Annotated in this window: 29 protein-coding genes and 1 tRNA gene; 15 read left to right on the forward strand and 15 right to left on the reverse strand. The window is 71.2% G+C overall.

Annotated features, from left to right (window positions below; genetic code table 11):
* Window positions 1–44: 44 nt before the first annotated feature.
* From ASF58_RS03295 to ASF58_RS03310, 4 genes are all read right to left on the reverse strand, one after another.
* Window positions 45–1355, reverse strand: a complete 1311-nt coding sequence (locus tag ASF58_RS03295) for a Gfo/Idh/MocA family oxidoreductase (protein WP_055947182.1) — start codon at window positions 1353–1355, stop codon at window positions 45–47.
* Window positions 1356–1487: 132 nt separating this feature from the next.
* A complete protein-coding gene (locus ASF58_RS03300; RefSeq protein ID WP_055947183.1) occupies window positions 1488–1859 on the reverse strand; it encodes a hypothetical protein in 372 nt (123 codons plus the stop codon).
* Window positions 1860–1954: 95 nt separating this feature from the next.
* A complete protein-coding gene (locus tag ASF58_RS03305) occupies window positions 1955–2728 on the reverse strand; it encodes a phosphatase PAP2 family protein (RefSeq protein ID WP_055947185.1) in 774 nt (257 codons plus the stop codon).
* Window positions 2729–2817: 89 nt separating this feature from the next.
* Complete coding sequence (locus tag ASF58_RS03310) at window positions 2818–3348, reverse strand: 2'-5' RNA ligase family protein (protein WP_055947187.1); 531 nt, start codon at window positions 3346–3348, stop codon at window positions 2818–2820.
* A gap of 153 nt (window positions 3349–3501) precedes the next feature.
* Between ASF58_RS03310 and ASF58_RS03315 the strand changes: the two genes are divergently transcribed.
* The 8 genes from ASF58_RS03315 to ASF58_RS03350 all read left to right on the forward strand — a co-directional run bounded on the left by ASF58_RS03315 (window position 3502) and on the right by ASF58_RS03350 (window position 9707).
* Complete coding sequence (locus ASF58_RS03315; protein WP_082512800.1) at window positions 3502–4482, forward strand: hypothetical protein; 981 nt, start codon at window positions 3502–3504, stop codon at window positions 4480–4482.
* Between the two features lie 44 nt (window positions 4483–4526).
* On the forward strand, window positions 4527–5504 hold the full coding sequence (locus ASF58_RS03320) for a glutathione S-transferase family protein (protein ID WP_055947189.1): 978 nt from the start codon (window positions 4527–4529) through the stop codon (window positions 5502–5504).
* 65 nt (window positions 5505–5569) lie between these two features.
* Window positions 5570–6055 carry a hypothetical protein gene (locus tag ASF58_RS03325; RefSeq protein WP_055948743.1) on the forward strand — a complete coding sequence of 162 codons (486 nt, stop codon included), beginning with the start codon at window positions 5570–5572 and terminating at the stop codon, window positions 6053–6055.
* 204 nt (window positions 6056–6259) lie between these two features.
* Window positions 6260–7159, forward strand: coding sequence for a thioredoxin (gene trxA, locus ASF58_RS03330; RefSeq protein WP_055947191.1), 900 nt, complete (start codon window positions 6260–6262; stop codon window positions 7157–7159).
* A gap of 28 nt (window positions 7160–7187) precedes the next feature.
* Window positions 7188–7856: an LON peptidase substrate-binding domain-containing protein gene (locus ASF58_RS03335; protein ID WP_055947193.1), complete on the forward strand. Its 669-nt coding sequence runs from the start codon at window positions 7188–7190 to the stop codon at window positions 7854–7856.
* A 27-nt stretch (window positions 7857–7883) separates the two neighbouring features.
* Entirely contained in the window at window positions 7884–8090 is a 207-nt protein-coding gene (locus ASF58_RS03340) for a Trm112 family protein (protein WP_055947195.1), read from the forward strand.
* A gap of 14 nt (window positions 8091–8104) precedes the next feature.
* A complete protein-coding gene (locus ASF58_RS03345; RefSeq protein ID WP_055947196.1) occupies window positions 8105–9100 on the forward strand; it encodes an asparaginase in 996 nt (331 codons plus the stop codon).
* A 211-nt stretch (window positions 9101–9311) separates the two neighbouring features.
* Window positions 9312–9707, forward strand: a complete 396-nt coding sequence (locus ASF58_RS03350; RefSeq protein WP_055947198.1) for a hypothetical protein — start codon at window positions 9312–9314, stop codon at window positions 9705–9707.
* 134 nt (window positions 9708–9841) lie between these two features.
* Here the strand turns inward: ASF58_RS03350 and ASF58_RS03355 are convergent, their stop codons facing one another.
* Window positions 9842–10201, reverse strand: a complete 360-nt coding sequence (locus tag ASF58_RS03355; protein WP_055947200.1) for an STAS/SEC14 domain-containing protein — start codon at window positions 10199–10201, stop codon at window positions 9842–9844.
* 53 nt (window positions 10202–10254) lie between these two features.
* The gene (locus ASF58_RS03360) at window positions 10255–12513 is read right to left on the reverse strand and encodes a primosomal protein N' (protein ID WP_055947201.1); all 2259 of its coding nucleotides are present in this window, start codon (window positions 12511–12513) and stop codon (window positions 10255–10257) included.
* A 96-nt stretch (window positions 12514–12609) separates the two neighbouring features.
* On the opposite strand from ASF58_RS03360, the gene ASF58_RS03365 reads away from it, so the two are divergent.
* From ASF58_RS03365 to ASF58_RS03385, 5 genes are all read left to right on the forward strand, one after another.
* Window positions 12610–13326 carry an alpha/beta hydrolase gene (locus ASF58_RS03365; protein WP_055947204.1) on the forward strand — a complete coding sequence of 239 codons (717 nt, stop codon included), beginning with the start codon at window positions 12610–12612 and terminating at the stop codon, window positions 13324–13326.
* Window positions 13323–14444, forward strand: a complete 1122-nt coding sequence (locus ASF58_RS03370; protein WP_055947206.1) for an ABC transporter ATP-binding protein — start codon at window positions 13323–13325, stop codon at window positions 14442–14444. The genes ASF58_RS03365 and ASF58_RS03370 overlap by 4 nt, the downstream gene beginning before the upstream one ends.
* A 136-nt stretch (window positions 14445–14580) precedes the next feature.
* On the forward strand, window positions 14581–15603 hold the full coding sequence (locus tag ASF58_RS03375; RefSeq protein WP_055947208.1) for an extracellular solute-binding protein: 1023 nt from the start codon (window positions 14581–14583) through the stop codon (window positions 15601–15603).
* Between the two features lie 136 nt (window positions 15604–15739).
* Window positions 15740–17476 carry an iron ABC transporter permease gene (locus ASF58_RS03380; RefSeq protein ID WP_055947210.1) on the forward strand — a complete coding sequence of 579 codons (1737 nt, stop codon included), beginning with the start codon at window positions 15740–15742 and terminating at the stop codon, window positions 17474–17476.
* A 14-nt stretch (window positions 17477–17490) separates the two neighbouring features.
* Window positions 17491–17565: transfer RNA gene (locus ASF58_RS03385), tRNA-Val, on the forward strand.
* Between the two features lie 340 nt (window positions 17566–17905).
* Here ASF58_RS03385 and nhaA read toward each other — a convergent pair.
* Window positions 17906–19120 (reverse strand): Na+/H+ antiporter NhaA, encoded by a 1215-nt coding sequence (gene nhaA, locus ASF58_RS03390; RefSeq protein WP_055947213.1) that lies wholly within the window; start codon window positions 19118–19120, stop codon window positions 17906–17908.
* A 427-nt stretch (window positions 19121–19547) separates the two neighbouring features.
* On the opposite strand from nhaA, the gene ASF58_RS03395 reads away from it, so the two are divergent.
* Window positions 19548–20675 carry an acyltransferase gene (locus tag ASF58_RS03395; protein WP_055947214.1) on the forward strand — a complete coding sequence of 376 codons (1128 nt, stop codon included), beginning with the start codon at window positions 19548–19550 and terminating at the stop codon, window positions 20673–20675.
* Between the two features lie 606 nt (window positions 20676–21281).
* Window positions 21282–21512 carry a tautomerase family protein gene (locus ASF58_RS03400; RefSeq protein WP_055947216.1) on the forward strand — a complete coding sequence of 77 codons (231 nt, stop codon included), beginning with the start codon at window positions 21282–21284 and terminating at the stop codon, window positions 21510–21512.
* A 10-nt stretch (window positions 21513–21522) separates the two neighbouring features.
* Here the strand turns inward: ASF58_RS03400 and ASF58_RS03405 are convergent, their stop codons facing one another.
* The 8 genes from ASF58_RS03405 to ASF58_RS25575 all read right to left on the reverse strand — a co-directional run bounded on the left by ASF58_RS03405 (window position 21523) and on the right by ASF58_RS25575 (window position 26012).
* Window positions 21523–21861, reverse strand: a complete 339-nt coding sequence (locus ASF58_RS03405) for a hypothetical protein (protein WP_244477172.1) — start codon at window positions 21859–21861, stop codon at window positions 21523–21525.
* A 185-nt stretch (window positions 21862–22046) separates the two neighbouring features.
* Window positions 22047–22424, reverse strand: coding sequence for a response regulator (locus tag ASF58_RS03410; RefSeq protein ID WP_055947218.1), 378 nt, complete (start codon window positions 22422–22424; stop codon window positions 22047–22049).
* Between the two features lie 100 nt (window positions 22425–22524).
* On the reverse strand, window positions 22525–22683 hold the full coding sequence (locus ASF58_RS26640) for a hypothetical protein (protein ID WP_181017225.1): 159 nt from the start codon (window positions 22681–22683) through the stop codon (window positions 22525–22527).
* A gap of 4 nt (window positions 22684–22687) precedes the next feature.
* The gene (locus ASF58_RS03415; protein ID WP_055947220.1) at window positions 22688–22975 is read right to left on the reverse strand and encodes a hypothetical protein; all 288 of its coding nucleotides are present in this window, start codon (window positions 22973–22975) and stop codon (window positions 22688–22690) included.
* Between the two features lie 2 nt (window positions 22976–22977).
* Window positions 22978–23214, reverse strand: coding sequence for a hypothetical protein (locus ASF58_RS03420; protein ID WP_055947222.1), 237 nt, complete (start codon window positions 23212–23214; stop codon window positions 22978–22980).
* Window positions 23215–23237: 23 nt separating this feature from the next.
* Window positions 23238–24506 (reverse strand): DUF2254 domain-containing protein, encoded by a 1269-nt coding sequence (locus ASF58_RS03425; RefSeq protein ID WP_244477173.1) that lies wholly within the window; start codon window positions 24504–24506, stop codon window positions 23238–23240.
* A 101-nt stretch (window positions 24507–24607) separates the two neighbouring features.
* Window positions 24608–25585, reverse strand: coding sequence for a cysteine synthase A (gene cysK / locus ASF58_RS03430; RefSeq protein WP_055947225.1), 978 nt, complete (start codon window positions 25583–25585; stop codon window positions 24608–24610).
* Between the two features lie 253 nt (window positions 25586–25838).
* The gene (locus ASF58_RS25575; RefSeq protein ID WP_156375514.1) at window positions 25839–26012 is read right to left on the reverse strand and encodes a hypothetical protein; all 174 of its coding nucleotides are present in this window, start codon (window positions 26010–26012) and stop codon (window positions 25839–25841) included.
* Window positions 26013–26134: the final 122 nt, after the last annotated feature.

Raw genomic sequence — 26134 nt, forward strand, 5'->3', positions numbered from 1 at the left:
CGGCGGGACGCGATCGCGCCCCGGCGGCAGCCCGGGGGCCGGAATCACCCGGCCGTGTCGAGTTCCGGTCCGCGGGTGACGTCGAGTCCGCTCGGCGCGCCCTGCGGCGGGCCGACCGTGACGGGCCGGCCGGTGCGCGCCGCCTCGTAGATCGCCTCCATCAGAACCTGGTCCTGCAGGCCCTCCTCGCCGGGAGTGCGCGGGCGCCGATCCTCCTGGATGCAGCGGGCCATGTGGTCGATCTCCAGGGCGAACTGGTTCTTCTGCGTCAGGATGCGGGTGTCCTGCGATTCCGCCTGCCCGTCCGGCCGCGCGATGACGAGGCGCTGTCCGCGATACGCGAAGGCGTTCTGCAGATCGATGGCGGCTCGGTCGGTGTGAACCTGGAGCCGGCGCGACTCGTGCACCCCGTAGCTCGTCATGCACTGCGCGATGACCTGCGAGGGGAAGCGCAGAGTGAAGGAGACCGATTCCTCGACCTCGGCGAATTTCGGATCCCCCTCGGGCGCGTGGATCTGCGCCTCCACGGAGACCGGCTCCTCGCCGGTGAGGGCGCGCACGCCGTTCAGGCAATAGAGCCCGATATCCGGCAGGGCGCCGCCGCCGGCCAGAGCCTTCTTCAGGCGCCATTGCTGCGGCAGACCGGTGGTCTGGCCGTTGAAGGCCTGGATCAATCGGGTCCGGCCGACTTCGCCGGACCGGGCGAGGCGCACCACCTCGCGGTTGTAGGGCTCGTACTGGCAGCGATAGGCGATCATCAGCTTGACCTTGGCCGCCGCGCAGGCCGCGATCATGTCCCGGGCCTCGGCCGAGGAGGCCGCCATCGGCTTTTCGCAGAGCACGTGCTTGCCGGCCTTGGCCGCGGCCAGCACGTCGCCGCGATGCACGGCGTTCGGCGTCACCACGTAGACCGCCTGGATCGCGGGGTTCTGCGCCAGGCGATCCCACTCGTCGTAGCCGTAGACCGCTTCCGGTGCGATCCCGTACTGCTCGGCCACGAGCTTCGCCTTGGCGGGGGTGCCCGACATCAGCGCGACCACGCGGGAGCGCTTCGTCTCGCCGAAGGCCGGCAGGATCTCCTCCAGGCTGAGGCGTCCGAGGCCCACGATGGCGAAGCCCACGCGCTTGCCCGGCGGCATTGGGGCCGGCGGCGGCGGGGGCGCCCGGTCTCCGGGGCCGCGCCAGTTCGGGAACATCACCTTGCCGCCCTGCACCGCGCCGGTATCGGCCGGGACCGAGGGGCCCGGCGGGCCCGATTGCGCGCTGGCGCCCGTCGCCCCGAGGGCGAGGCCGGTTAGCGTCGCACTGCCCGCGCGGAGGACGTTGCGGCGGGAGAGGGGGATTTCATCCGTCATGAAGCTCGCTGTCGGTTCCGGCGGGACAGGGGCCGCGGCGGGTGAACCGGCGGCCTACTCCCTCGGGAACGTCACGGCGAGAAACGCGGTTCCGGCGATCCGCAGGCCTGCGCCACCGGAGCGCTGCCGCTCTCAGGCCTCGTCGCCCCGCGCGGCCAGGCGGGCCTGCAGGGACGCGATCTCCGCGCGCGCGGCCCGAAGGTCGCGCATCAGGCCGATGGGGATCGGCACCGCGGCGGGCGGGTCCGGGACGAACTGGACGCCGACGCAATCGTCGCCGCGCCAGATCAGGCGCACCGGCCGCGTCTGCCGGGTCTTGCGAATGTGGAGGTCGAAGATCTCCGGCAGGGGCACGCCGTCGCTGAGCGCGAGGCGCAGGCCGTCCGGACCGCAGTCGCGGACCGGGCAGGCCGTGTCGGAGGCATGCGGGGCGATGCGGATATCGGCGCCGAGGAGGCTCCGCAGTCGGTTTCCGTGTCGACGCTCGCCGGTGATCGGACCCATGTGACCCTCTCCAGAAGTGGCATCCGGGATAACGGGATTGTGAGGTCTTCGTGCCGGTAAACACAAGCGCCGGGGTGGTTTATCATCCGGTAGGGTTAAGGCGTGCGCTCGGGCTCTCCGTGCTGGGTCGGGGCCTCGACCTCGCCGCGCTGTTGCAGAACCAGGGCGACGAACCAGCAGAGGGCCGCCCAGGCCGCCCCGACGCACCAGCCGGCGACCACGTCGCTCGGCCAGTGCACCCCGAGATAGATCCGGCTGAGGCCCACCAGCAGCGTCATCGACACCCCGACGATCAGCACCAGGATCTTCACCCCGCGCTGCCGGTCCACCCGGGCGATCAGACTCGCCAGGGTCAGGTAGGCGATGGCCGACATCATCGCGTGGCCGCTGGGAAAGCTCGCGGTGAACACCTCCATCCCGTGGGGCACGAGGTCCGGACGGGGGCGGTGGTAGAACAGCTTGAGCACCGTCGAGGCAATCTCGCCGCCGCCGATCGCCGCGATCACGAAGACGGCGATGCGCCGGCGCCCGGTCATCGCCAGGTAGGCGCAGGCTGCTGCCGTCACGAACACGATGGTGAAGACGCTGCCGAGCCCGGTGATGTCGCGCATGGTCTCTTCGAGCCAGCGCGGCCCGATCGGGTCGGAGAGATCGGCCGGATTGCGCAGGGCAAGGAGGACCTTGCGGTCGAGGGCGGCGGTCGAGCCCTCGCCGACCTCGTTGGCCAGGGCGAAGAAGCCGTAGCCGAGCAGGCTCACCGCCAGCAGCGCCAGGACCGGGCCGACCTCGTTCAGGCGCAGGGCCAGGCGCAGGGCGTTCGCCCGGGTGAGGAGCGGATTGTTGCGGTAGCCGGAGGGCAAGGCTTTCATGCGGGCGTCTTCGCGAACTCGTCGATGAGGGGCTGGAGCTCCCGGCATAGCGGATCGGCGGCCTGGCCTCCATCCGGGCGAATGCGGCGCTATCCGAACGTGAAGGTGCCGCGACGCTCCCAGGGACCGCCGAGGTAGCGCCAGAGCAGAAGGCCCGGCGCGGTGAAGTGGAACGGCTTGAACTCCGCCTCCAGTTCCGCGTGCAGCGCCCGGGCGGTGCCGGGATCGACCTTGTTCTGGACCGTGACGTGCGGGCGCCAGCCCTGCCGGTCCTGCGCGGTCAGACCCTCGCTCAAGCTCTCGAACTGATCGGCGAGCCGCGCCCGGAAGGCCGACAGGGCGTCCGAGGCCAGCACGTAGGCGACGCCGCGCCCGGTGAAGCGCAGGCCGGTCACCGACACCTCGGGCGGCGCCTGGGTTCGGGTCATCGCCGCCAGGGTCTCGACGATGCCTGGCTCACTCGGACCTGGCAGGTGGTGGAACAGGGTCGCGTGGGCGGGAATGTGGTTGAGCGCCTGCGGGAAGTGCCGGCGGCGCAGGCCGTCGAACCGCGCGAAGGTGTCGGGATCCATCCCCAGGGAGAGAATCAGCGGGTCGGGCGTGGGCGTGTGGTCTGTCATGGTCCGATCCGGCGTGAGGCAGGGAGATGGCGCGGGCAGGGGTCGCGTCCAGGGGCAGGGGCCGCGTCCAGGCGAATGGTCACGGGGCGGCCCGAGGCGCCGCCACCGCCGCGCGGCCTGTTCAGGGCGGTCCGGGCCGGCTAGAGAGCCCGGATGCGGCGCAAACACCGGGAAATCGTCCATGTGGGGCGCGAGGGCTGGCTCTTCCTGATCGGAGGCACGAACGGTGTCCTCGAGCAGTATCGCGCCACCCTGTCCCGGTGGTGGCGCCTGCGCGGCTGGGTCAAGCTCATCGAGGCGCGGGCTGCCCGGGCCCGGGCGCTGGGCATCCGCTACGTGCACGTCGTCGTGCCCGAGAAGCTGTCGGTCTACGACGACCGGACCCAGGATCTGCGCTTCGATCCACGCCAGGCGCCCACCCGCCTGCTGGCCCGGCGCCTGATCAACAATCCCCACTACGTCGACCTCCTGGCGCCGATGCGTGCGGCGCGGGACGGCGCGGTGCCCCTCTACTACCGCACCGACACGCACTGGAACTACGAGGGCTGCCGGCTGGCCTACGGGGTGCTGATGCGGGCCTGCGGCGCCGTGCCCCCGGCCGATCTCGACGCCCGCGAGCGCTACGAGACCACCCGGGTGCGCGATCTGGGCGAGAAGATCCCGGAGCAGCCGATCGAGACCGCGAGCCATGCGGTGCTCGACCGGGACGCCCACCGGACCTACGCGAGCCCGCTCGTGGCCGCCTACGAGGCCGCCGGTCGCGCCCCGGACCTCCACGTCGGCGCCCATGTCTGCTTCCGGAACGACCGGCCGGACGTCGATCCGCGCACCCTGGTGCTGTTCGGCGATTCCTACGCGCATTTCGCGCCGATCATGCTCACCGGCATCCTGGCCGAGAGCTTTCGCGAGGTGCACTTCGTCTGGTCGTCGAGCATCGACTGGGGCTACGTGGCGCGGGTGCGGCCCGATCTCCTGGTGTTCGAGATGGCCGAGCGCTTCGTCACCCGCCTGCCCGACGACACCTTCGACATCGCGACCTACCAGAAAGGCGAGCACCTCGCGGCCGCCACGCCCGCCGCCGCGCCGCCCCCAGCCGCGGCCTCCGCGTCGGAGGGGCTGTCCGCCGAGGCCTGAGCGCCCATCTTTCCGCGAACACGCAAGCGCGGGAAGGACGGATCATGGGGCTGCTCGTCGACGGCGTCTGGCAGGATACCTGGTACGACACCAAGGAGACCGGCGGCCGCTTCAAGCGCACCGACGCCAAGTTCCGGAACTGGATCACCGCCGACGGATCCCCCGGTCCCAGCGGGGAGGGCGGGTTCCCGGCGGAGGCGGGGCGCTACCACCTCTACGTCTCCCTCGCCTGCCCCTGGGCCCACCGCACCCTGATCGTGCGGGCCCTGAAGGGTCTGGAGGCGGCGATCTCGGTCTCGGTGGTCGACCCGCATATGGGCCGGGAGGGCTGGGTCTTCGGCGACTCGCCCGGCGCCACGCCCGACACCGGCACCGGCGCCACCCGCCTCTACGAGGTCTACCTGAGGAACGATCCCGGCTTCACCGGCCGCGTCACCGTGCCGGTGCTGTGGGACAAGCAGCGTGCCGCCATCGTGTCGAACGAATCGGCCGAGATCATCCGGATGCTGAACGGCGCCTTCGCGGGCACCGGGCCAGACCTCTACCCAGCCGACCTCGCGGAGGCGATCGACGCGGTCAACGCCCGGGTCTACGACGCCGTGAACAACGGGGTGTACAAGGCGGGCTTCGCCACCGAACACTCCGCCTACGCGGAGGCCTTCACCGCGCTGTTTGCCGAACTCGACGCCCTGGAGGCCCGCCTCGATACGGCGCGCTACCTCTGCGGCGGCCGGCTGACCGAGGCGGATATCCGCCTGTTCACGACCCTGGTGCGGTTCGACGCGGTCTATGTCGGGCACTTCAAGTGCAACCGGCAGCGCATCGCCGATTATCCCAACCTGTCGAACTACCTGCGCGATCTCTACGCCCTGCCGGGGGTCGCCGGCACGGTGAACCTCACCCATATCAAGCGGCACTATTACGAGAGCCATCCGACCATCAATCCGACCCGGATCGTGCCCCTCGGACCGGCCCTCCACTTCGACGCCCCGAACGACCGCGCCGCCCGCTTTCCCACCTGAGCCCGGAGCCCTGCGCGCCCGCAGCCCCTCGACGAACCGACCCGCAGCCTTACATCGGACCCATGATGCGCCTCTCGACCACCTGCCTCGTCCTTCTCGCTGCGCCGCTGCTCACGGCCGCACCCGCGTTCGCCCAGGCGGCCGTCAAGCTCGAGGGCCGCTGCGAGAAGCTCGTGATCGCCGGACAGGACGTCTCGGCCACCTGCAAGAACACCCTCATGAACACGGTCTCGCGCAACCGCACGAGCTTCGACTTCGCTGCCGAAGGCCGGTCCCTGAGCTTCAGCGGCAACGGCGCCCAGCAGGAGCGGACGGAGGAGACCGATCCGCTCCAGCCGGTCAACCTCGTGATCCCGAGCGAGACGACCAAGGACGGCGTGGTCCAGGGGCCCCTGGTCGCCGTCGGCTCCTGCACCTTCAGTACCCCGGAGCCGGGCAAGACCGCGATCACCTGCGAGGCGAACGCTGCCAAGGGCACTTACCAGGGCGTGTTCGTGACCGATGCCAAGGCACCGGAGGCGGGCAAGACCGGCGGGAGCGCCCCCCGCTAGGCGGGCGGGTCCTCATCCGGAGGGAGATCTTGCCGAGAGCGGATCGTGTCGAGGGCGGATCGTGCCGAGACGGGATCCGGGGACATTGCGTGTGGACGTCCGCTCTGGTCCGAGCGCGCGGAGTTCCCATCTCTTGACGCAGGGCGGACCGGGCGGACAGACCCGGACCCTCTGACGGATCCAAACGAAGGCCTCGAGGACGTTATGCTGAACGATGCGCCGGTGCCGGGCGGCCCCACCCCCACCAAGGATGTGACCACGGCGAGCTTCCGCCAGGATGTCATCGCCGAGTCGATGCAGCAGCCCGTGCTCGTCGACTTCTGGGCCCCGTGGTGCGGCCCGTGCAAGCAACTCGCCCCCGTGCTGGAGAAGGTGGTCGCGGGCTCCGCCGGCGCGGTGAAGCTCGTCAAGATGAACATCGACGAGCATCCCTCCATCGCGGGCCAGCTCGGCATCCAGTCGATCCCCGCCGTGATCGCCTTCGACAAGGGGCAGCCGGTGGACGGGTTCATGGGCGCTGTGCCCGAGGCCCAGATCAAGGACTTCATCGCACGCCTCGCCGGCCCCGCCGGCCCGACGCCGATCGAGGAGGCCATGTCGGAGGCCGAGGCCCTCCTCGGGGTCGGCGACGTGGCGCAGGCCGCGCAGCTCTACGCCGCCGTGCTCGCCGAAGAGCCGGAGAACGTCGACGCGATCGCGGCCCTGGCCAAGATCCAGCTCGACCTCGGCGATCTCGAGAACGCCAAGCAGCTCGTCGCGATGGCGCCGCCCGAGAAGGCGTCCCATGCGGGCCTCGCCAGCGTACGCGCGGCGATCGAGCTCGCCGAGCAGGCGGCGGCCCTGGGAGACCTCGGCACCTTCCAGGCCCGCATCGAGGCCGACCCGAGCGATTTCCAGGCTCGCTTCGACCTCGCGCTCGGCCTCAACGGCCGCAACATGCGCGACGAGGCCGTGGACCAGCTGATCGAGATCGAGCGGCGGGACCGGACCTGGAACGAGGGCGCGGCGCGCAAGCAGCTCCTCACCTTCTTCGAGGCCTGGGGCCTTATGGACAAGGCCTCGATCCGCGGGCGGCGACGCCTGTCGACGCTGGTCTTCGCGTGAGGCCGCGAACGAACCGCAGGGGAACACGATGAGCACGCATGCGGGCTACAAGGGACCGGCCGACTGCCCCGGAGTGATTCCGGTCTTCCCGCTGCCCGGTGCGCTGCTGTTGCCGCGCGGACAGATGCCGCTGAACATCTTCGAGCCGCGCTACCTCGCCATGATCGACGATGCCCTGCGCACGGACCGGATCATCGGCATGATCCAGCCCGACGTGGAAGCGGGGTCGTCGCCGATGACGCCGAAGCTCTTCCGCGTCGGATGCGCCGGGCGGATCACCCAGTTCGCCGAGACCGGTGACGGGCGCTACCTCATCTCGCTCACTGGCATCGCCCGGTTCCGGGTGGAGAGCGAACTCGCCACCACCACCCGCTACCGCCGCTGCCAGGTCTCCTACGACGACTTCGCCTCGGATTTCGAGGCGCGCGCGGGCGAGGAGGCGGTGGACCGCGAGGGCGTGCTCAAGGCCCTGCGCGACTTCGTCGAGGTCAACGACCTGAAGGTCGATTGGGCCGGCATCGAAGAGGCGCCCAACGAAGCGCTGGTCAACGCCCTCTGCATGATGAGTCCCTTCGGCGCCCGCGAGAAGCAGGCCATGCTGGAGGCGCCGGACCTCAAGACGCGGGCAGAGGTCTTGATTGCGGTGACCGAAATGGAGTTGGTGCGCGGGTCGGGCTCCGAGCCCACGCTGCAGTAGTTTTCTCCCGCGAAGGATACGCCCCAGATGGCCGATGACACCCCGAGCCCCGTCGAGGCCACCCGCGTCGACCCCAAGCTCCTCGAGCTCCTCGTCTGCCCGCTGACGAAGAACACCCTCGAGTACGATGCCGGCCGCCAGGAGCTGGTGAGCCGGTCCGCCCGACTCGCCTACCCGATCCGCGACGGCATCCCGATCATGCTGCCCGAAGAGGCGCGCGCGCTCACCGACTGATCGGCCCCGCCGGCATGACCGACCGCCCGACCGTCGCCATCGTCGCCACCGGCGGCACCATCGCGATGACGCACGATCCCGTCACGGGGGCCCCGGTCCCCGCCCTGACGGGGGCCGACCTCGCCGCCGCGGTGCCGCGGCTGTCGGACCTCGCGCGGATCGAGGTCGTGGAATTCGCCAACCTGCCGAGCGCCTATATGGGCCCCGACCTCTGGCCCGGCCTCAGCCGCACGGTCGCGGACCTGCTGGCGCGCTCGGACATCGCGGGTGCCATCGTCCTGCACGGCACCGACACCCTCGATCAGACCGCCTACTTCCTCGACCTGACGCTGGCGAGCGACAAGCCTGTGGTGATGGTGGGCGCCCAGCGCAACGCCTCCGAGGCGGATGCCGACGGTGCGCGCAACCTCCTGAACGCGGTCCGGCAGATCCTGGCCCAGGGCGCGCGCGAAGATCTGCAGGGGCTGGGCGTGACGGTGACGCTCAACCACAACATCAACGCCGCCCGCGAGGTGCGGAAGTCCCACACCAACAACGTCGAGACCTTCAATTCCGGCGAGGCCGGCTTCCTCGGCCAGGTGGACGAGGACCGGGTCGTGTTCGCCCGCAAGTCCCTGCGGCGCCAGACCCTGCCGCTCCCCGCGCGGCTCGCCCGGGTCGAGCTCGTGGCGATGGCGGCCGGCACCGACGGGCGCCAGCTCCGTCACGCGGTGGCGGACGGGGCCGAGGGCGTGGTGATCGCCGCCTACGGCTTCGGCAACGTCAATGAGGCCCTCTACGACGCGGTGGTCGAGGCGATCGCCGCCGGCGTCACCATCGTGGTGGCGAGCCAGGTTCCGCATGGCCGGGCGCTGCCCGTCTACGGCTTCAAGGGCGGCGGCAGCACGCTGCGGGCGGCCGGGGCGGTCTTCGCCGACGACCTCTCGCCGGACAAGGCCCGGGTCCTGGCGCTGCTCGCCCTGCCGATCACGCGGGACCGCCAAGCATTGCAGGCGTATTACGACCGGTAACGCCAAGCTCCGGCATGGTCGTTCCCCATGGTCAGGGCCTGTTCAGACACGCTCGGCAATAAGTCTCATCAGTCGATTGCGGCGCTTGTCACAATCCTGCCGCTTCGGTGGGTATGCTCAGCGCACTCTCACTTGATCGTCTGCTTGAAAAGTCGGTGCGCCATCCTGTGGCCGCGGCGCGGGCGGACGCGATTTTGCCGAAGGATGATGCATGTCCAAACTTGCGGTGGTTCTGGCGCTCGGAGCCGGCCTGTCCTCGCCCGCGATGATCCCGGCCGCCGCCCGTGACGGCGGAAACTTCAACGGGACTTGGTCGGTGGAACTCGTGACCGAGAGCGGCATGGTCTGCGACAGCCGCTACACCTACGGGGTCTCGGTGCAGGAGGGGCACGTGCGCCTCACCTCCGCGGCGGCCGGCGCCACCCTGAACGGCCGCGTCGGGCCGGACGGGACGGTCGGCCTCAACGTCTCGAACGGCACGGCTTCGGGTGCGGTCTCGGGTCGCCTCCAGGCCCAGAGCGGCGGCGGCACCTGGAAGGTGTCCTCGCTGTGCTCGGGCCGCTGGACGGCCCGGCGTCACACCACCCGGACCGCGCAGGCGGACTAGCTTTCACAGGGCTGGTCGGCCCCCGGGCTCGGAAACCCCAGGGGTACGCAACCACGCTGCCACGCCTCACCCCTCCCCGCAGGGGGAGAGGGACGGGCCGGCCGGATGCGTGTTCCGGCCGCCGGTTCAGGGCCTCAGGCGGCCGCGAGCCACTGGCGCGCTTCCTCGATATGGGCCCGGTCGAAGGTCTTGATCTGGGCCGGCGAGACCTTGCCGAAGGTGTCGGCGATCATCCGCAGCCAGGAGGCGTCGGTCACCAGGGCGACGTGGCTGACGCCCTTCATCATGGCGAGGCCGAAGCGCGGGTCCTTGAAGAACGCGGCCGGCTCCATGCCCTTGAAGTCGCGTACGTCTTCCAGGAGCTTGATCTTGCCGCCCTTGTCGAGGTCGGCCTGCATGGCGGAGATCACGGTGTTCATGTCGGCATCGGTGATCTGGCCGTCGACCACGATCTCGGCGACGCTCGAATCCGGCTTCTTGGTGTAGGTCAGCACGTGTGGCACTCCTCAGGGGGTCGAACGCTACCCAAGCGAACGTCGAGCCAGCGTTATAGGAAACTCTGCGGGTCCACGTCGATGGCGACCTTCACGTTGCCGCGAACCTTCGGGCCGCGCGCCAGCCACGCGCGCAGGTAGGTCTGCAGGTCGACGGTGCGCTCGGTCTTCACCAGCAGCCGGAAGCGGTAGCGACCGCGGATCAGCGCGAGCGGCGCCTCGGCCGGGCCGAGCACCATCACGCCCTCCGGCGGCTCGGCGGCCCGGGCCAGCGCCTGCCCGTGGGCCTCGGCCACCTCGCGCTCGTTCGCCGAGACGATGAGGGCGGCCAGACGCCCGAACGGCGGCAGGCCGGCGGCCTCGCGGGCGCCGATCTCCTCCTCGTAGAAGCGCTCGGAATCCCCCGAGAGCAGGGCCGCGATCACCGGGTGCTCCGGCTGGTAGGTCTGCAGCAGGGCGCGGCCCGGCTTCTCGCCGCGGCCGGCGCGGCCGGTGACCTGCTGCAGCAGCTGGAAGGTGCGCTCGGCCGCCCGCGGGTCGCCGGAGGTCAGGCCGATATCGGCGTCGAGGACGCCCACCAGGGTGAGGTGCGGGAAGTTGTGCCCCTTGGCCACGAGCTGCGTGCCGATGACGATGTCGCAGCCGCCCTCCGCCACGGTCTGGAGCTCGGCCCGCAGGCGCTCGGCCCCGCCGGGGAAGTCGCTCGACAGGACGATGACGCGCTTCTCCGGGAAGAGCTCGGCCACCTCCTCGGCGATGCGCTCCACCCCGGGGCCGCAGGGGGTGAGGTTGTCGAAGGTGCCGCATTCCGAGCAGGAATCCGGGCGCCGCTCGGCATAGCCGCACTGGTGGCAGACCAGCGCCCGGCGGAAGCGGTGCTCCACCAGCCAGGTCGAGCAGTTGCGGCACTGGTAGCGGTGGCCGCAGGCCCGGCACAGGGTCAGGGGCGCGTAGCCCCGCCGGTTGAGGAAGAGCAGGGCCTGGTCGCCCGAATCCACGGTCTCCCGCACGGCCGCGACCAGGGCCGGGGCGATGAAGCGCCCGCGCTCGGGCTTGTCGGCGCGCATGTCGATGGCGGCGATGTCGGGCAGGCGCCGGCCGCCGAAGCGCTCGGGCAGGGCGATGCGGCGGTAGCGGCCGCGCTCGGCATTGACCCGGGTCTCGATGGAGGGCGTCGCGGAGGCCAGCACCACCGGGCAGTTCTCGATCCGCCCGCGCACCACTGCCATGTCGCGGGCGTGGTAGTGCACCCCGTCCTCCTGCTTGTAGGCGGCCTCGTGCTCCTCATCGACGACGATGAGGCCGAGATCGGCGAACGGCAGGAACAGGGCCGAGCGCGCGCCCACCACCACGGCGATCGCGCCGGCCGTGACCCCGGCCCGGATGCGCTCGCGGCGCTTGCCGCCCACCCCCGAGTGCCAGGCCGCCGGGCGGGCGCCGAAGCGCTCGGCGAAGCGATCGAGGAACTGCGCCGTGAGCGCGATTTCCGGCATCAGGATCAGGGCCTGGTGGCCGCGGCGGACGCAATCGGCCACCGCCTCGAAATACACCTCCGTCTTGCCCGAGCCGGTGACGCCCTCCAGCAACACGGTGGGGGCCTTCGCCTCGGCGCCCGGCGGCGCCACCTTGCCGTCCGCGCCGGCGGGCATCGGCAGGGGATCGCCGATGGCGTCCGTGGCCGGTGGCGCGTCGGGCGCGGGGTTCATCAGGGCGACGAGCTCCCGCACTGCCGCCTCCTGCGCCTCCGAGAGGGGCACGCGGGCGTGGTCCGGGTCCGGCGGTACGGCGACGGGCTCGGGGGCCAGGGCCATCGCCTCGAGGGCACCGTCGTCGATGAGGCCGTCGACGACGCTGAGGGAGACGCCGGCCTCCTTGGCCAGCGCGCTCTTGCCCCGCATCGCCCCGTCGGCCGCCACCGCCAGCACCTTGGTGCGCGCCGCGGTCGGCCGGGAGGGGGCCTTGCCGGAGGCCCGGACACCGACCCGCACCGTCTCGGTCAGCGCCGCCTCGTCGGGCAGCCGCAGGGCCATGGCCAGCGCCGAGCCCTTCGGCGCCAGGGTGTAGCGGGCGAGCCAGTCGACGAGTTCGCGCAGCGCATCCGGCAGGGCCGGCACGTCGATCCGGCCCGTCACCGGTCGCAGGTTCGAGCCGCCCGGGCTCTGGCGCACGCCCCAGACCACCCCGACCGTCTCCCGCGGCCCGAGGGGGATCTGCACGACCTCGCCGACCGCGAGGTCGAGCCCGGCCGGCACGGCGTAGCTGTAGGCGCTGTCCAGCGCCAGCGGGATCAGGATCTCGGCGACGCAGGGCATCGGGCGGGGCTTTGACGGAACATAACCGGAATATAAGCATGCCGGAGGCAATGCGCGACCGCCGCGCAGTCGATCATCGCCCGGAGGCGCTCCAGCATGGACCGACCCGAACCCCAGGCCTCCGGCATGGCCGGCGATCCGGCCCCCGAGGGCGTCCTGCTCCTGCACGGCCTCGCCCGGCGGGCCGCCTCCCTGGCCCGGATGGAGCATGCCCTCCGGGCCGGCGGGTTCGCGACGCTCAACCTCGATTATCCCTCCCGCAAGGCGGGACTCGGCGAACTGGCGGGCATCATCGGACCGCCCGCCGCCGCCTTCGCCGCCCGGACGCGGACCCTCCACGTGGTCACCCACTCGATGGGCGGGCTCCTCGCCCGGGCCTGGCTCAACGGAGGCCGGCCGGCCAATCTCGGACGGGTGGTGATGTTGGGGCCGCCGAACGGGGGCAGCGAGGTCGCCGACCGGCTCCACGCCCTGCGCGCCTACCGGCGCATCTTCGGCCCGGCCGGCGCCCAGTTGACCACCCGGCCGGACGAAAGCCTGCGCGGCCTCCTCGGCCCCGTCGACTATCCCCTCGGGATCATCGCGGGCGATCGCACGCTCTATCCCCTGGAATCCTGGCTGATGCTGCCGGGACCCGATGACGGCCGGGTCACCGTCGCACGCACGCGGGTCGCCGGGATGGCCGACCACATCACCTTGCACACCAGCCACGGCCTGATGATGCGCAACCCCGCCGTCATCGGCGAGACCCTGCGCTTCCTGCGCACCGGAGGGTTTTCGCCGCCCGATCGCGGTGACACAAGGCGCGCATGAGCCTCGACGCGCCCCAGCCCGATCCCGTGCCGCCGCGCCTCGACCTGCGCGGGATCGGCCTGCGCTTCGGCGCGGTGCGGGCGCTCGCCGACGTCACGCTCCAGGTCCGGCCCGGCGAAATCCTGGCCCTGCTCGGCGATTCCGGTTGCGGCAAGAGCACGCTCCTGCGGGCCATCGCCGGGCTGGAGCAGCCGGAGACCGGCACGATCCGGCTCGATGGCGCCCTGGTGAGCGCGGACGGCCGCGGCGTCGCCCCCGAGGCGCGGGGCGTCGGGCTGATGTTCCAGGACTACGCGCTGTTCCCCCACCTGACCGTGGCGGAGAACGTCCGCTTCGGCCTGCACGGCAAGAGCTTCCGGGACAGACGCTTCCGAGACAAGAGCCTTCGCGGCAGGCCCACCGCCGAGGCCCGAACCCTGGCGCAGGCCCGGCTGGAGCAGGTCGGCCTCGCCGACCGGGCCGAGAGCTATCCCGGCACCCTCTCGGGCGGCGAGAGCCAGCGCGTCGCTCTGGCCCGTGCCCTGGCCCCGGGGCCGCGCGTCCTCCTCCTCGACGAGCCGTTCTCGAACCTCGACCGCCGCACCCGCGACCGGGTCCGCGACGACACCCTCGCGGTCCTGCGCGCCAGCGGCGCCACCGCGCTCCTCGTCACCCACGACCCCGAGGAGGCCCTGGGCTTCGCCGACCGCATCGCCCTGATGCGGCGGGGGCGCATCGTGCAGATCGGCACCGGGCCGGACCTGTATGGCCGCCCCGCGACGCGCTTTGCCGCCCGCTTCTTCGGCGACCTCGTCGAGATCGGCGGGACCTGCCGCGGCGGCAGCGTGGCGACGCCGTTCGGCCCGGTCCCCGCACCGGGCCACGCCGAGGGCGCCGCCGTCACCCTGTGCCTGCGCCCCGAGGCCATCCGCCTCGGCGCGCCGGAAGCGTCCCTCCGGGCCGTCGTGCGTGAGCGCCGCTTCCTCGGAGCGAGCGCCCTCCTGACCCTGTCGGCGGAGGGGCTGCCCGAGCCCCTGCGCCTACCCGTACCGGCGGACGACCCGCACGGGCCGGGGGATTCGGTCGGCCTGAGCCTGGACCGGGATCGCGGCTTTATTTTTGCCGACGAGACGGATTAAAACACAGGGCCGGGTCGAACCTGAGTTCGGTTCAGGGCAATAGTTTCGAATTGTTTTAAGTCCAAAACATCGTGCTTGTCTTTTTCGCGCCGATGCTTCTGAACACCCGCCACGTTTCGACGGAAGGGTTTCGACTATGGCGGGTGGGATCAAGGCAATCGGATTCGCGGGCTTCGCGCTGGCGGCCCTGATCGGCACGGCGTCAGCGGTGGAGGTCAACCTCTACACCACCCGCGAGCCCGGCCTGATCCGGCCCCTGCTCGACGCCTTCACGGCCAAGAGCGGCGTCACCGTCAACACGGTGTTCGTCGAGAAGGGGCTCGCCGAGCGCGTGGCGGCCGAGGGCGCCCGCGCCAAGGCCGACGTGCTGATGACCGTGGATGTCGGCAACCTCATCGACCTCGTCGACCGCGACCTCGCCCAGCCGGTGCGCTCGGGCGTGCTGGAGGCGGCGGTGCCCGCCACCCTGCGCGATGCGGAGGGGCGCTGGTTCGCCCTCTCCATGCGGGCCCGGGTGCTCTACGCCGACAAGGACCTCGCCGACCTCAAGGCCATCACCTACGAGGGGCTGGCCGACCCGACCTGGAAGGGCGGTCTCTGCCTGCGCTCGGGCCAGCACCCCTACAACACGGCCCTCGTCGCCCATTATCTCGTCAAGCACGGCCCGGAGAAGACCGAGGCCTGGCTGCGGGCGCTGAAGGCCAACCTCGCCCGCAAGCCCGCCGGCGGCGACCGGGACGTCGCCCGCGACATCCTGGCCGAGACCTGCAAGATCGGCCTCGGCAATTCCTACTATGTCGGACTGATGCGCTCCGGCCGCGGCGGCCCCGAGCAGCAGAAGTGGGGCGAGGGCATCAAGGTGGTGATGCCGACCTTCGCGGGCGGCGGCACCCACGTGAACATCTCCGGCGCGGTGGTGGCCAGGAACGCCCCCAACCGCGACGCGGCGGTCAAGCTCCTCGAGTACCTCGTCTCCGACGAGGCCCAGGCACTCTACGCCAAGGCCGATTACGAGTACCCGGTGAAGGCCGGCGCGCCGATCGACCCGCTTCTCACCGCCCTCGGGCCCCTGACCCTCGATTCCGTGCCGCTCGTCGAGATCGCCCGCAACCGCAAGGCGGCGAGCCTGCTCCTCGACACCGTCGGCTTCGACAACTGAGGGGAAGGCTCTCTTCTCCGCAGCCCGTGCGCCACCGCCTGGCCTCCTTGCAGAGGTCAGGATGGCGTCGGGGGTTCGCCGAGAGATCCGCCGCACTCCCATCGAGCCGGACGAAGCCCGAGGCCACAGGATCCGCATGACCGGGGCCGCCCCCGCCCTCCCGCTCACCGGCCGACCCCGCGGCCTCGCCTGGGGCGCCGCTGCCCTGGTGCTCTGCGCCGTGGTGCTGAGCCCGGTCCTCGCCCTCGTGATCGCGGCGGGCGAAGGGACCGGAGCGGGGGCGGGCGGGGCCGCGCTCTGGCCGCACCTCGTCGCCCACGTGCTGCCGCAGGCCCTGCGCGACACCGCCCTGCTGCTCGCCGGGGTCGGCGTCCTGGTGGTGGTGCTCGGGGTGGGCTCCGCCTGGCTCGTGGCGGCCTACGACTTTCCCGGCCGGCGCCTGCTGGAGGCCGGGCTGCTCCTTCCGATGGCGGTGCCGACCTACATCGTCGCCTTCGCGTATCTCGACCTGATGCACCCGATCGGCCCGGTGCAGACGACCCTGCGTGGCCTCCTCGGCTATGCCCGCCCGCGCGATTTCGTGCTGCCGGAGATCCGCTCGCTGCCCGGCTGCATCCTGCTCCTCGGCTTCGTGCTCTATCCCTACGTCTACCTGCCGACCCGGGCGCTGTTCCTGATGCAGGCCGCCAACCTGATCGAGGCGGCGCGGATGCTCGGGCGCCGGCCCTCCGCCGCCTTCCTGCGGGTCGCCCTGCCGATGGCGCGCCCGGCCGTCGCCCTGGGCGCGAGCCTCGCCCTGATGGAAGCCCTGAACGACATCGGTGCGGCCGAATTCCTCGGGGTGCGCACCCTCACGGTCCAGGTCTACGCCACCTGGGTGAACCGCTCGGATCTCGCCGGCGCGGCCCAGATCGCCCTCGTCATGCTGGTGGCGGTCGTCGCCCTGGTGGCCCTGGAGCGCTGGGCCCGGGCCGGGCGCGGGTTCTCGAGCGGCGCTCAGCGCCCGCGCCATTTCGCCCGGCAGCGGCTGAGGGGCCTGCATGCCGCGGCTGCCCTGGCCCTCGGCCTCGTGCCCGTGGCCGTCGGCTTCGCGATTCCCGCGACCTACCTCGTGCAAGCCGCCCTGCGTCGGGTGTGGCGCAGCGGCCTGCCGGAGACGATCCTGCCGGAGATCGGCCATACCCTGCTGTATGCCGGCGCCGCGACCGTGATCGCCGCCGCCCTCGGCTTCGTGGTGGCGGCGGGGCCGCGCCTCGTCGCCCGCCGCTGGGGCGAGGCGCTGATCCGGGTGGCGAGCCTCGGCTACGCGCTCCCCGGCGCGATCCTGGCCATCGGCCTCCTCGGCCCCCTGGCCTGGGCCGACGCCACCCTGTCGGCGGGGACGATGCAGCTCTTCGGGGTCGCCCCGGCCCTGATCGGCCTCGGCACCGGCGGCGCGCTCGTCACCGCCTACCTCGTGCGTTTCCTGGCGGTCAGCATCGGCACCTGCGAGGCCGGGCTCGGCCGGGTGCCCCGCAGCCTGCCGGATGCCGGGCGGATGCTGGGGCGGGGACCGGGCGCGACCCTGTGGCGGATCCAGCTGCCCCTGGCCTGGCCGGCGGTGCTCAGCGGCGCGCTGCTGGTCTTCGTGGACTGCGTTAAGGAACTGCCCGCGACCCTGCTGCTGCGTCCCCTCAACGTCGAGACCCTGGCGACCCACCTCTATGGTGAGGCCGCGCGCGGCACCTACGAGGACGGGACGGTGGCGGCCCTCCTCATCGTCGCCGTCGGGCTCGTGCCGGTGGTGATCCTGCTCCGGCTCGGAACCCCGCGCAGCGAAGCCGGCGCAGAACCTGCCGATCAGCGCTTGACGGGGCCGCGCCCCTCGCCCTAGAAGGCCCTCGGTCCGGGTGCGTAGCTCAGCGGGAGAGCATTCGCTTCACACGCGAAGGGTCACAGGTTCGATCCCTGTCGCGCCCACCATTTCCCTCGAAGCCGCCCCGCCGCTTCGACGACCTTCCTCAAGACAGCACGACGAGCACGAGGCCGCCGACCATCGGAGGCAGCCGACGATGCGCCCGAGTCCCGCCCTGTGCTGGGCGAAGCCGAGCCATCCCTGATGGTCGAGCAGCGTCGAGGTCACGATGGGCCCGGCAGGTCGAGTGCCGGGTTGGCGCCCGTCACCGCGCAAGCTGCGAGTGTCGTGGCGCGACAGGCCGCGGATCGGCCCTGGTCCGGGGACGACAACCGAGGCGGGGAACGACGCTTTCAGCGCCCGCTACGGTCCTGCGCAGGCACGCGGTCCGGGTCTGGTCCGGGCCTCTCAGGCGATCGCGGCGGCCTCGGCCTTCGGAGCCCCCACCGGGCGGCGGGGCGCGACCAGCAGGACGAGGGCGCCGGCCGCCATGCAGACGATCGATCCGGCCAGCACGCCGACCTTGGTCTCGGCCTCGAGTTCGGGGCTGCTGGCAAAGGCCAGGAGGCCGATGAACAGGCTCATGGTGAAGCCGATGCCGCAGAGCAGCGAGACGCCGTAGACCTGCATCCAGCCGGCCCCTGCCGGCCGTTGGGCGAGCCCGAGCTTCACCGCCGCCAGGACGAAGCCGAACACGCCGAGTTGCTTGCCGACGACCAGACCGAGGGCGACCCCGAGGGTCACGGGGTCGAGCAGCATCGTGGGCGTGAAGCCCGCCAGCGACACGCCCGCATTGGCGAAACCGAAGATCGGCAGGATCAGGTAGGCCGACCAGGGATGGAGCGCGTGTTCCAGCCGGTGCAGGGGCGAGGTCGGATCGTCCGGCCGGCCGATGCTGAGCCGCAGGGGAATCGTCAGCGCCAGGAGTACGCCCGCCACCGTGGCGTGTACCCCGGATTTCAGGACGAAGACCCACAGCACCACGCCGAGGACGAGGTAGGGGGCGAGGCGGCTGATGCCGGCGCGGTTCAGGCCGTAGAGCACCGCCAGGGTCGCGGCCGCTCCGCCCAGCATCGGCAGGGACAGGTCCGCGGTGTAGAACAACGCGATGATGAGCACGGCGCCGAGGTCGTCGATGATCGCCAGGGCGGTGAGGAACACCTTGAGGGAGACCGGCACCCGGGAGCCCAGTAGGGCCAGGATGCCGAGGGCGAAGGCAATGTCGGTGGCGGCGGGAATCGCCCAGCCACGGACGGTCTCCGGCGAGTGCCGGTTCACCGCCACGTAGACCAGGGCCGACGCCGCCATGCCGCCGAGGGCCGCGAGGCCGGGCAGGATCCGGTCCGGCCAGGTCCGCAGGCGTCCATCCAGCATCTCGCGCTTGATCTCGAGACCAACGAGCAGGAAGAACAGCGCCATCAGGGCGTCGTTGATCCAGTGCAGCACGCTCAAGCCGCCGACCTTGGTCTGCAGAACCGCGAAGTAGCGCTCCGCCAGGGGAGAATTCGCCACCACGAGGGCGAGCATCGCGCTCGCCATCAGGACGAGGCCGCCGCCGGCCTCGGAGGTGAGCATCGACCGGAAGGCCGAGAGCGGCCGGCGGAGCGGGGCAGGGGCTTGCATGGGCCTTCCCTTACAAGACCTGCGCGGGGACACAACTTTTGGGTGGGAACCCAGCGCGAGGCGTGTCACGCCTTCCCAGCGGGGAGGCATCGGCGCCCCGGTCCCATGCGTCGGGGTTCATGCCGCGCGGACACGCCGGATTCCCGATCCATCGCTCGAGCCACGTTCCTCCGCGCCAGGCGTCCCGGGCCACGTCTCCGGGGAAACGGGTATCGACATGTCGATCCCCGGCGCTTGTCTTGGTCCCGGTGCCCGAAGACAGGTCCGCTCGGAACGCGCGTCGCTGGTCCGCAATCCTTCGGACGTGGAACCCTGCCAAGTCGCGCCACGGCGTTTACCACGGGGCGCGAAGAACCTTGTCGAACCGGGTATCACCTGCAATCCCTGCAGGGCCCTCGATGGTCGGGGCGCAACACCGACTGTCGCCATGCGCCGCCTGCACAGCATCGACTCGATCCGTGGTCTGGCCGCCCTGGCGGTGATCTACGCCCATACGGTCGAGTTCGGCCTGAAGACGCAACTCGGTCCGTTTCCCCTCGAGCGCGCCGTCCTGTCGGGGCTGACCGAGTACGTCGATGTCGGGAAGATCGCCGTGACGTTGTTCTTCGCGGTGTCGGGCTTCGTGGTGCCCTTCTCGCTGTTCAAGGCCGGAGACCGGCCGATCCTGGCCTTCGCCGTGTCGCGGTTCTTCCGCCTGTATCCCGCCTACTGGCTCTCGATCCCCTGCGGGCTGCTGGTCCTGTTCGTCTGGGCGGGCCGTGACATTCCCGCCGTCCTCGTGCCCGCCAACATCACGATGCTGCAGCAGTTCCTCGGCGTGGAGAACATCATCGCCCTGTACTGGACCCTGCAGATCGAGCTGATCTTCTACGGCCTCTGCGTCGGGCTCTTCGTCCTCGGGCGTCTCGACGATGCCGTCGGCGTGGTGCTGTCGGCCCTGGCCCTGATCGCGGCCGCCCTCGGCCTCGCCGCCCTGCGCTTCGGTCTCGAGCGGAAATTCCCGGTGGCCGTTCCCCTGTCCCTGGCGGTGATGTTCTGGGGCCTGTGCCTGCGCTACCACGTCCTCGAGCGCCGGCCGGGCTGGGGCGTCGCGCTCACCGTCGTCACCGGGGCGCTCGTCTGTGCGATCCCGCTGGTGTCCGTGCTCGCCTATGGGCGCGACATGGGCTTTCACGAGAACTGGCTGAAGTACCTCGTCACCTATTGGGCCGCGATGGCGCTGTTCGCCCTGCTGTCCCAGCGGCTGCGCATCGAGGGGCGGCTGTTCACCTACCTGGGCGCCATCAGTTACTCGATCTACCTGTTCGGGCCGGTGGTCCAGGGGGTGCTCGAGCACGCGCTGGCCGGGTACGCGTCGGTCGTTCCGATCCACCTGTTCGCGGCCGCCACGGCGCTCGCGACCGTCGCGGTCGCGGCGCTGGTCTATAGCTGGATCGAGGCGCCGGCCATCGCCCTGGGCCGCCACGTCATCCGTCGCCACCTCCTGCCGGTCTCCGGCGCAGGGCGGGACGCGCACGCCCCGGCCGCCCCGATGGTCGGCCGCTCCGAGATCTGAGCCGGCCGCCGGGGCGACGCGGCAAGGCCCTCGGCCCTGTCCGCTAGAGGGGCGATCCCTCAGCCTTCGGGGAAACGTTCGCGTCGGGGAGCCATGCCCTTCGCCATGGCGTCCGGCCGGTCCGACGCGCCATCTCAGGCATGCGAATACCGTTGTAAGGTCTGGCCGCGGGACGGTCTGATGCTCTGTCCTCAGTCGCTCGCCGTCGTAAGACAGTTCCGGTTCAAAGCGATTGGCCCAACCCTCGGCCTAGAAGCATCGTCCGACGACCGCGAATGTGTCCAGGTAGCCGTGAGAGTTCATGGTACCTCAGTTCACCTGGCAGAATCACGATACCGCTACGGCGGCTTGATCCCGGGCGACCATGAACCCGTCCGCGAACTCGTACAACCTGTGTCGGGCCCTCGAGCATCGTGCAATCCCAAGGGTTGCGTGAGCGATGGGTGCCTTGGCTCGAAAACCGGGTCCCCTCATGCGTCCGGATCGGCGTGGGCCGCAGAGAGAGGCTTCCGGATCTTGTCCGTCCGCTCCGGTCCTGTCATGGACCCCGCGACCGCATGACGGGCGGTCTCCCGTCCATCCCGCCGCCGTCAGGACCGAATCGCCATGCCGCACGTGACCGTGAAGATGTACCCGGGCAAGACCGACGCGCAGAAGGCGGAGATGGCCGAGGCCATCGCGGCGGCGCTGATGGCCAGTGCCGGCACCGCCGAGCGGGCGATCTCGGTGTCGATCGAGGACGTGGCCCAGGCGGACTGGGAGGCGCAGGTCTACCGGCCCGAGATCGTCGGCCGGCCGGAGACCCTGTTCAAGAAGCCGGGCTATACCCTGCCCTGAGCCCCGGTCCTCAGCCCTTCAATCCCTGGAAGGGGCGCAGCAGCCAGGCGAGGCGGCCGGCATCGTCGTCCTGGACGTCCGGCGCAGGCCGGTCGTCCGACGGCTCGGGCGCCTTCGGCGCACTGGCATCCTGCATGATCTGATCGAGGGGGGAGGGCAACTCGGCGCCGTACTCGTTCAGGAGCAGGGCCGCGTCGAGCAGGAAGCGGATCTGGTCGTCCGGGACGGGACGGCCCTGGATCTGGGCGTCGAGCACGGTCCGCGCGAAGAGGGCGGCCAGCCGTGACAGCTCGGGCAGCCGGTCGGTGGGCGCCGCGGCCCGGATCGATGACGCTGAAGCGGCACTCACCCGCAATCTCCCTGTCTGGATCGCGCGACCTCGGCGCGCCTCGCGTATGTCGGACCCTGTATACCGTGCGTTTCTCACCAGTTCGTTGAGTTCCGACGGCGGCATTGCCGCGGATTCCGGCGACGAAGCTCCGGGCGCGGACCGGTGCCGAGGCCGAGACCCAGTTGAAACGGGGCCGGGCCGTGTCAGGTCTCGCCGATCATCTCGCGCAAAGTTGCACCGAGACTGGCCGGTACGTTCGGCTTGAGCACGAATGCCGCGCCCTCCGGCAGCGGGCCGGAGCTGGGATCCGAATGGCCCGAAATCAGGATCACCGCGAGGCCGGGTCTCCGCGCGCGGGCGCGCTGCGCCAGTTCCCAGCCGTCGATCCCGCCGGGCACGTGCGCGTCGGTGACGAGTCCGGCCGCGTCCGGGGTCGCCTCCAGCAGGCGGAGGGCCTCGTCGGTCGTCTCAGTGGCCCTGACGGCGAAGCCCGCCGCGTCGAGGAGCCCCGCGATGACCCGGCGCTGGTCCTGCTCCTCCTCCACCAGGATGATGATGGCGCGATGATCGCCGGTGTGCATCGTCGAGTCTCCAGGCCGCGGGTCCTGGCTCAACGCCGCGGGCGCGGGCCTTGTTCAGGGCCGTGCAGCGCCCGGCCGGGCCCGCGACCGGAGACGCGTTCTAGCCGCCGCCGGGATCGGTCTCGCCGTCCGGCTGAGCACCGCCCTTCGGCCCCTGGCCGGGCTTGCCGTCGGTCTTCTCGTTGGGATCCATCACCGCGTCGGGCGCCGTGTTGGCTGGCTTGTCCTTGGGCGGATCCTTGTCGTCGGAGCCTGTCATCGCATCATTCCTTGGGATTGGCCTTGGAGCTGGCCTTGGGGCTGGCTTGGGGCGAACGGGGCCAGTCGGACTGTCCGTCGGAGGAGCCGCCGGCCGGGGTGGGATTGCGTCCCTTCGGCGCGCCGTCCCAGGCGGCGTTGCGGGCCGTATCGGTCTCGCCGCCGGGACCTTGCCGGGTGATCGCGGCCTGATCGGCCGACTGACCCCCGCCGGCGACGGCCGGGTCGCCCGGCTTGCCGACATCGGAATCGGGCTTGCGCGTGCCCACGATGGGAATGTGATCGTTCGGCATGTCTACTCCCCCGCATCCTGGCCGTTGGGCGCGGTGGCGCGGTCGAGGGCTTCGCGGGTCGCACCCGAAGCTTCGGTCTTCCGCGCGGCCGCGCCGATCGCCTTCAGGCTCGCGGGCTGCGTTTCCCCGCCCTGCGCCGCCTGTCCGGATCCGGAGGCCGCGCCCTGCGCGGGCGTCCCGCCGTTGCGGTCGGCGTCGCTCTCCTTCGGCGCACTGGCGGCGCGCGGCTCGTCGGTCATGATGTCCTCCTGATGTTGGAGGCTCAACCCGGCGCCGGCCCCGAGGTTGCTTCGCTCCAGGTGGCCCGGGCCTCGCGAAGGCGAGCCCGATCGGTGGCGAGGGGCAGCGCCGCCTCGGCGCGCAGGAGCGCCAAGTCGGCCTGGGCGCCGGCAGCCGCCCGGACAGCCGGACTTCCGAGATCCGCGAGGGCGGCGAGGGCCTTCTGCAGCCGCAGGCCGATCGTCACGTCCGACGCGCCGTCGCGGGCAATGGGATCGAAGGCATCCGCCAGAAGGTCGTCGGCGCTGAGGCCGGGCACGCGCAGGTGCGGATAGATCCGCGCCTCGGGCGCGGCGGCGCGGCGCGCGTCCCAGAGGCCGAGCACGCGGACCAGGGTGCCGATGACATCGACGGCGGTTCCGGGATCGTTCACCGCCGGAGACAGCGCGCGCTGGGCCACCTCGGCGAGGACGATGAGGCCGAAGCGCGGATCGTCGTCGAAGCTGCGCCGGTCGCCGACGACGAAGGCCGCGGCGATCCGGTCCCGCAGGGCGGCGTCGACGGATCCGTCGACCTCCACCAGGAGTCGCTTGGGGTGGACGAACGTGCCCGGCAGGGCCGCAAGGTGGAGGGTGAGGCCGTGCGTCTCGGCCAGGGCGTCGAGGCGGGCGGCATCGACGTGCTGGACGTAGCCCGTCCCCGCGGCGGCGATCCGGGCCGCGCCGGGCGGCGCCGGCTGCCAGGGCAGACCGCCGAGATAGGGGGCCTCGGCGCGCCGCCGCACGGCCTCGCCGGCCGCCGCCGCGATGGCGTCGATGGTCTCGCCGACCCGGCCGAGATGCGACAGGGTGTCGATCCAGCGAACCAGCGTCGCCACCACGCTGACGAGAACCAGCAGGGTCAGGCCGAACAGGATCACCCGTCCCTGGCTGCCGTAGAAATGGGTCTTGAGGGCGATCAGGCCGACGACGCTGTAGACGAAGGCGCCGATGAAGCTGGCGACGGCCGTCTGCGCACGGGTGTCGCGCATCAGCAGGGTCACGGCGCGGGGCGTCACGGTGTTGGTGGCCCCGCCATAGGCCTGCACGATGGTGGAGAGCGAGAACGTCGCCACCGGCAGCATGCTGGTCGCCAGGACGGAGAGGATCTGGTCGACGGCGTCGGCCCCGATCGAGGCGCCGAGGTCCGCCGGCACCATTGGCGCCAGGACGGCCGAAACCAGGGCGGCCGCGACGCCGCCGACGCTGAAGGCGCCGACGCGGATGACGGGGCGCCGCCCCCAGCGGCGGAGGGCGTAGAGGGCGGTGGACATGATGGCGGCTCTCGGGCCGAGCCTCGCGGGTCAGGGCTCGCGAGCCGGATACGCGACGTTCGGGCGATCCGGGAGCGAGGCCCGGACCGCCCGCGCGGGTCTCAGAGGCCGTCGAAGAGGGCCGAGGAGATGTAGCGCTCGGCGAAGGAGCAGGCGACGGTGACGATGCGCTTGCCGCGGAAATCGGGGCGTGCGGCGAGCTTCAGGGCCGCGGCCACGTTGCCGCCGGTGGAGATGCCGCCCGGAATGCCCTCGAGGCGCGAGAGCTGACGCGAGGTGTCGAAGGCCTCCTGGTTCGAGACCGTGATGACCTCGTCGATGATCGCCTTGTCGAGGTTGTCGGGGATGAAGCCGGCACCGATGCCCTGGATCTTGTGGGGGCCGGGCTGGCCGCCGGAGATGACCGGCGAGTCGGTCGGCTCGACGGCGACGATCTTCAGGCCGGGCAGGCGCGGCTTCAGCACCGAGCCGACACCCGTGATGGTGCCGCCCGTGCCGACGCCGGCCACGAAGGCGTCGAGGTGGCCCTGGGTGTCGTTCCAGATCTCCTCGGCCGTCGTCCTGCGGTGGATCTCGGGGTTGGCGGGGTTCGAGAACTGCTGGGGCATGATCGCGCCCGGGATCTCGTTGAGGAGTTCCTCGGCCTTGGCGATCGCGCCCTTCATGCCCTGCGGGCCGGGGGTCAGGGCGAGCTCGGCGCCGAGGAAGGCCAGCATCTTGCGGCGCTCCAGGGACATGGTCTCGGGCATCACCAGGATGAGGCGGTAGCCGCGCGCGGCCGCCACGAAGGCGAGGGCGATGCCGGTGTTGCCGGAGGTCGGCTCCACCAGCGTGCCGCCGGGCTTCAGCTTGCCGGAGGCCTCGAGGGCGTCGATCATGTTGACGCCGATGCGGTCCTTCACGCTCGCGATCGGGTTGAAGAACTCGAGCTTGAGCAGGATCTCGGCGTCGACGCCGTGTTCCTTGGTGATCCGGTTGAGACGGACCAGGGGCGTGTTGCCGATGGTCTCGGTGATCGAGCCGAAGATGTGGCCGTGGCCCGGCGTGCGGGTCGAGGCGGGGCTCTGGGACTCGGCCATAGGTCTCTCCTGAACAGCGTGAGGATTGCGTCCCGGAGGCCGGCGCAACGGCGCGCCGAAGTTTGCCTGGAACGAACTCAGGGCCGGGAGATATCGTGTCGTTTCTGTCGAGGCAATCGACAAAGACCCGAGGTCAAAGACAATCCTTCTCCGTCGGCAACGAAGCTGCCGACTTGGAGTAGTCTTCACCTGCGGCGGTGCGGAAATGGAGAACTTATTTCTTCCGCCGACGGTCCAGCGGCCTCTGCCGGGATCAGTGCGTCAACAGGGCGGCGCAGAGCATCACCATGGTGGCGACGACCGGGCTGGCGGTGGCGATCATCGCGGCGCCCGCATGGAGCCCCTGGGGCCACGTGTAGCGGGTCTCCTCGCGCAGGCCGGGCCGGAGGCCGTTGCTGCCGGTGGTCCATTCCACCCTGGTGCCCATCGCGTTCTCCCCACCCGCCGAACCACTCGGCGGCCGGGATCAGGAGGCACGGTGCGGCTTGAAGGGCGGGTAAATCCGCGGTCGCGACCGCGGATCGTCGTCAATGGAAGCTTAAAACCGAC

Origin of the sequence: Methylobacterium sp. Leaf125, assembly GCF_001423085.1 — a bacterium.
Classification (GTDB): Bacteria; Pseudomonadota; Alphaproteobacteria; order Rhizobiales; family Beijerinckiaceae; genus Methylobacterium.

Bases quoted from the DNA above. Each gene is read 5' to 3' on its own strand.
- ASF58_RS03315 (WP_082512800.1), top strand. From the start codon at position 3,502: ATGCGGCGCAAACACCGGGAAATCGTCCATGTGGGGCGCGAGGGCTGG.
- ASF58_RS03350 (WP_055947198.1), top strand. From the start codon at position 9,312: ATGTCCAAACTTGCGGTGGTTCTGGCGCTCGGAGCCGGCCTGTCCTCG.
- ASF58_RS03395 (WP_055947214.1), top strand. From the start codon at position 19,548: ATGCGCCGCCTGCACAGCATCGACTCGATCCGTGGTCTGGCCGCCCTG.
- ASF58_RS03300 (WP_055947183.1), bottom strand. From the start codon at position 1,859: ATGGGTCCGATCACCGGCGAGCGTCGACACGGAAACCGACTGCGGAGC.
- ASF58_RS03360 (WP_055947201.1), bottom strand. From the start codon at position 12,513: ATGCCCTGCGTCGCCGAGATCCTGATCCCGCTGGCGCTGGACAGCGCC.
- ASF58_RS03365 (WP_055947204.1), top strand. From the start codon at position 12,610: ATGGACCGACCCGAACCCCAGGCCTCCGGCATGGCCGGCGATCCGGCC.
- trxA (WP_055947191.1), top strand. From the start codon at position 6,260: ATGCTGAACGATGCGCCGGTGCCGGGCGGCCCCACCCCCACCAAGGAT.
- ASF58_RS03345 (WP_055947196.1), top strand. From the start codon at position 8,105: ATGACCGACCGCCCGACCGTCGCCATCGTCGCCACCGGCGGCACCATC.
- ASF58_RS03380 (WP_055947210.1), top strand. From the start codon at position 15,740: ATGACCGGGGCCGCCCCCGCCCTCCCGCTCACCGGCCGACCCCGCGGC.
- ASF58_RS03295 (WP_055947182.1), bottom strand. From the start codon at position 1,355: ATGACGGATGAAATCCCCCTCTCCCGCCGCAACGTCCTCCGCGCGGGC.
- ASF58_RS03340 (WP_055947195.1), top strand. From the start codon at position 7,884: ATGGCCGATGACACCCCGAGCCCCGTCGAGGCCACCCGCGTCGACCCC.
- nhaA (WP_055947213.1), bottom strand. From the start codon at position 19,120: ATGCAAGCCCCTGCCCCGCTCCGCCGGCCGCTCTCGGCCTTCCGGTCG.
- ASF58_RS03310 (WP_055947187.1), bottom strand. From the start codon at position 3,348: ATGACAGACCACACGCCCACGCCCGACCCGCTGATTCTCTCCCTGGGG.
- ASF58_RS03305 (WP_055947185.1), bottom strand. From the start codon at position 2,728: ATGAAAGCCTTGCCCTCCGGCTACCGCAACAATCCGCTCCTCACCCGG.
- ASF58_RS03375 (WP_055947208.1), top strand. From the start codon at position 14,581: ATGGCGGGTGGGATCAAGGCAATCGGATTCGCGGGCTTCGCGCTGGCG.
- ASF58_RS03420 (WP_055947222.1), bottom strand. From the start codon at position 23,214: ATGACCGACGAGCCGCGCGCCGCCAGTGCGCCGAAGGAGAGCGACGCC.
- ASF58_RS26640 (WP_181017225.1), bottom strand. From the start codon at position 22,683: ATGACAGGCTCCGACGACAAGGATCCGCCCAAGGACAAGCCAGCCAAC.
- ASF58_RS03320 (WP_055947189.1), top strand. From the start codon at position 4,527: ATGGGGCTGCTCGTCGACGGCGTCTGGCAGGATACCTGGTACGACACC.
- cysK (WP_055947225.1), bottom strand. From the start codon at position 25,585: ATGGCCGAGTCCCAGAGCCCCGCCTCGACCCGCACGCCGGGCCACGGC.
- ASF58_RS03410 (WP_055947218.1), bottom strand. From the start codon at position 22,424: ATGCACACCGGCGATCATCGCGCCATCATCATCCTGGTGGAGGAGGAG.
- ASF58_RS03370 (WP_055947206.1), top strand. From the start codon at position 13,323: ATGAGCCTCGACGCGCCCCAGCCCGATCCCGTGCCGCCGCGCCTCGAC.
- ASF58_RS03400 (WP_055947216.1), top strand. From the start codon at position 21,282: ATGCCGCACGTGACCGTGAAGATGTACCCGGGCAAGACCGACGCGCAG.
- ASF58_RS03425 (WP_244477173.1), bottom strand. From the start codon at position 24,506: ATGTCCACCGCCCTCTACGCCCTCCGCCGCTGGGGGCGGCGCCCCGTC.
- ASF58_RS25575 (WP_156375514.1), bottom strand. From the start codon at position 26,012: ATGGGCACCAGGGTGGAATGGACCACCGGCAGCAACGGCCTCCGGCCC.
- ASF58_RS03325 (WP_055948743.1), top strand. From the start codon at position 5,570: ATGCGCCTCTCGACCACCTGCCTCGTCCTTCTCGCTGCGCCGCTGCTC.
- ASF58_RS03415 (WP_055947220.1), bottom strand. From the start codon at position 22,975: ATGCCGAACGATCACATTCCCATCGTGGGCACGCGCAAGCCCGATTCC.
- ASF58_RS03335 (WP_055947193.1), top strand. From the start codon at position 7,188: ATGAGCACGCATGCGGGCTACAAGGGACCGGCCGACTGCCCCGGAGTG.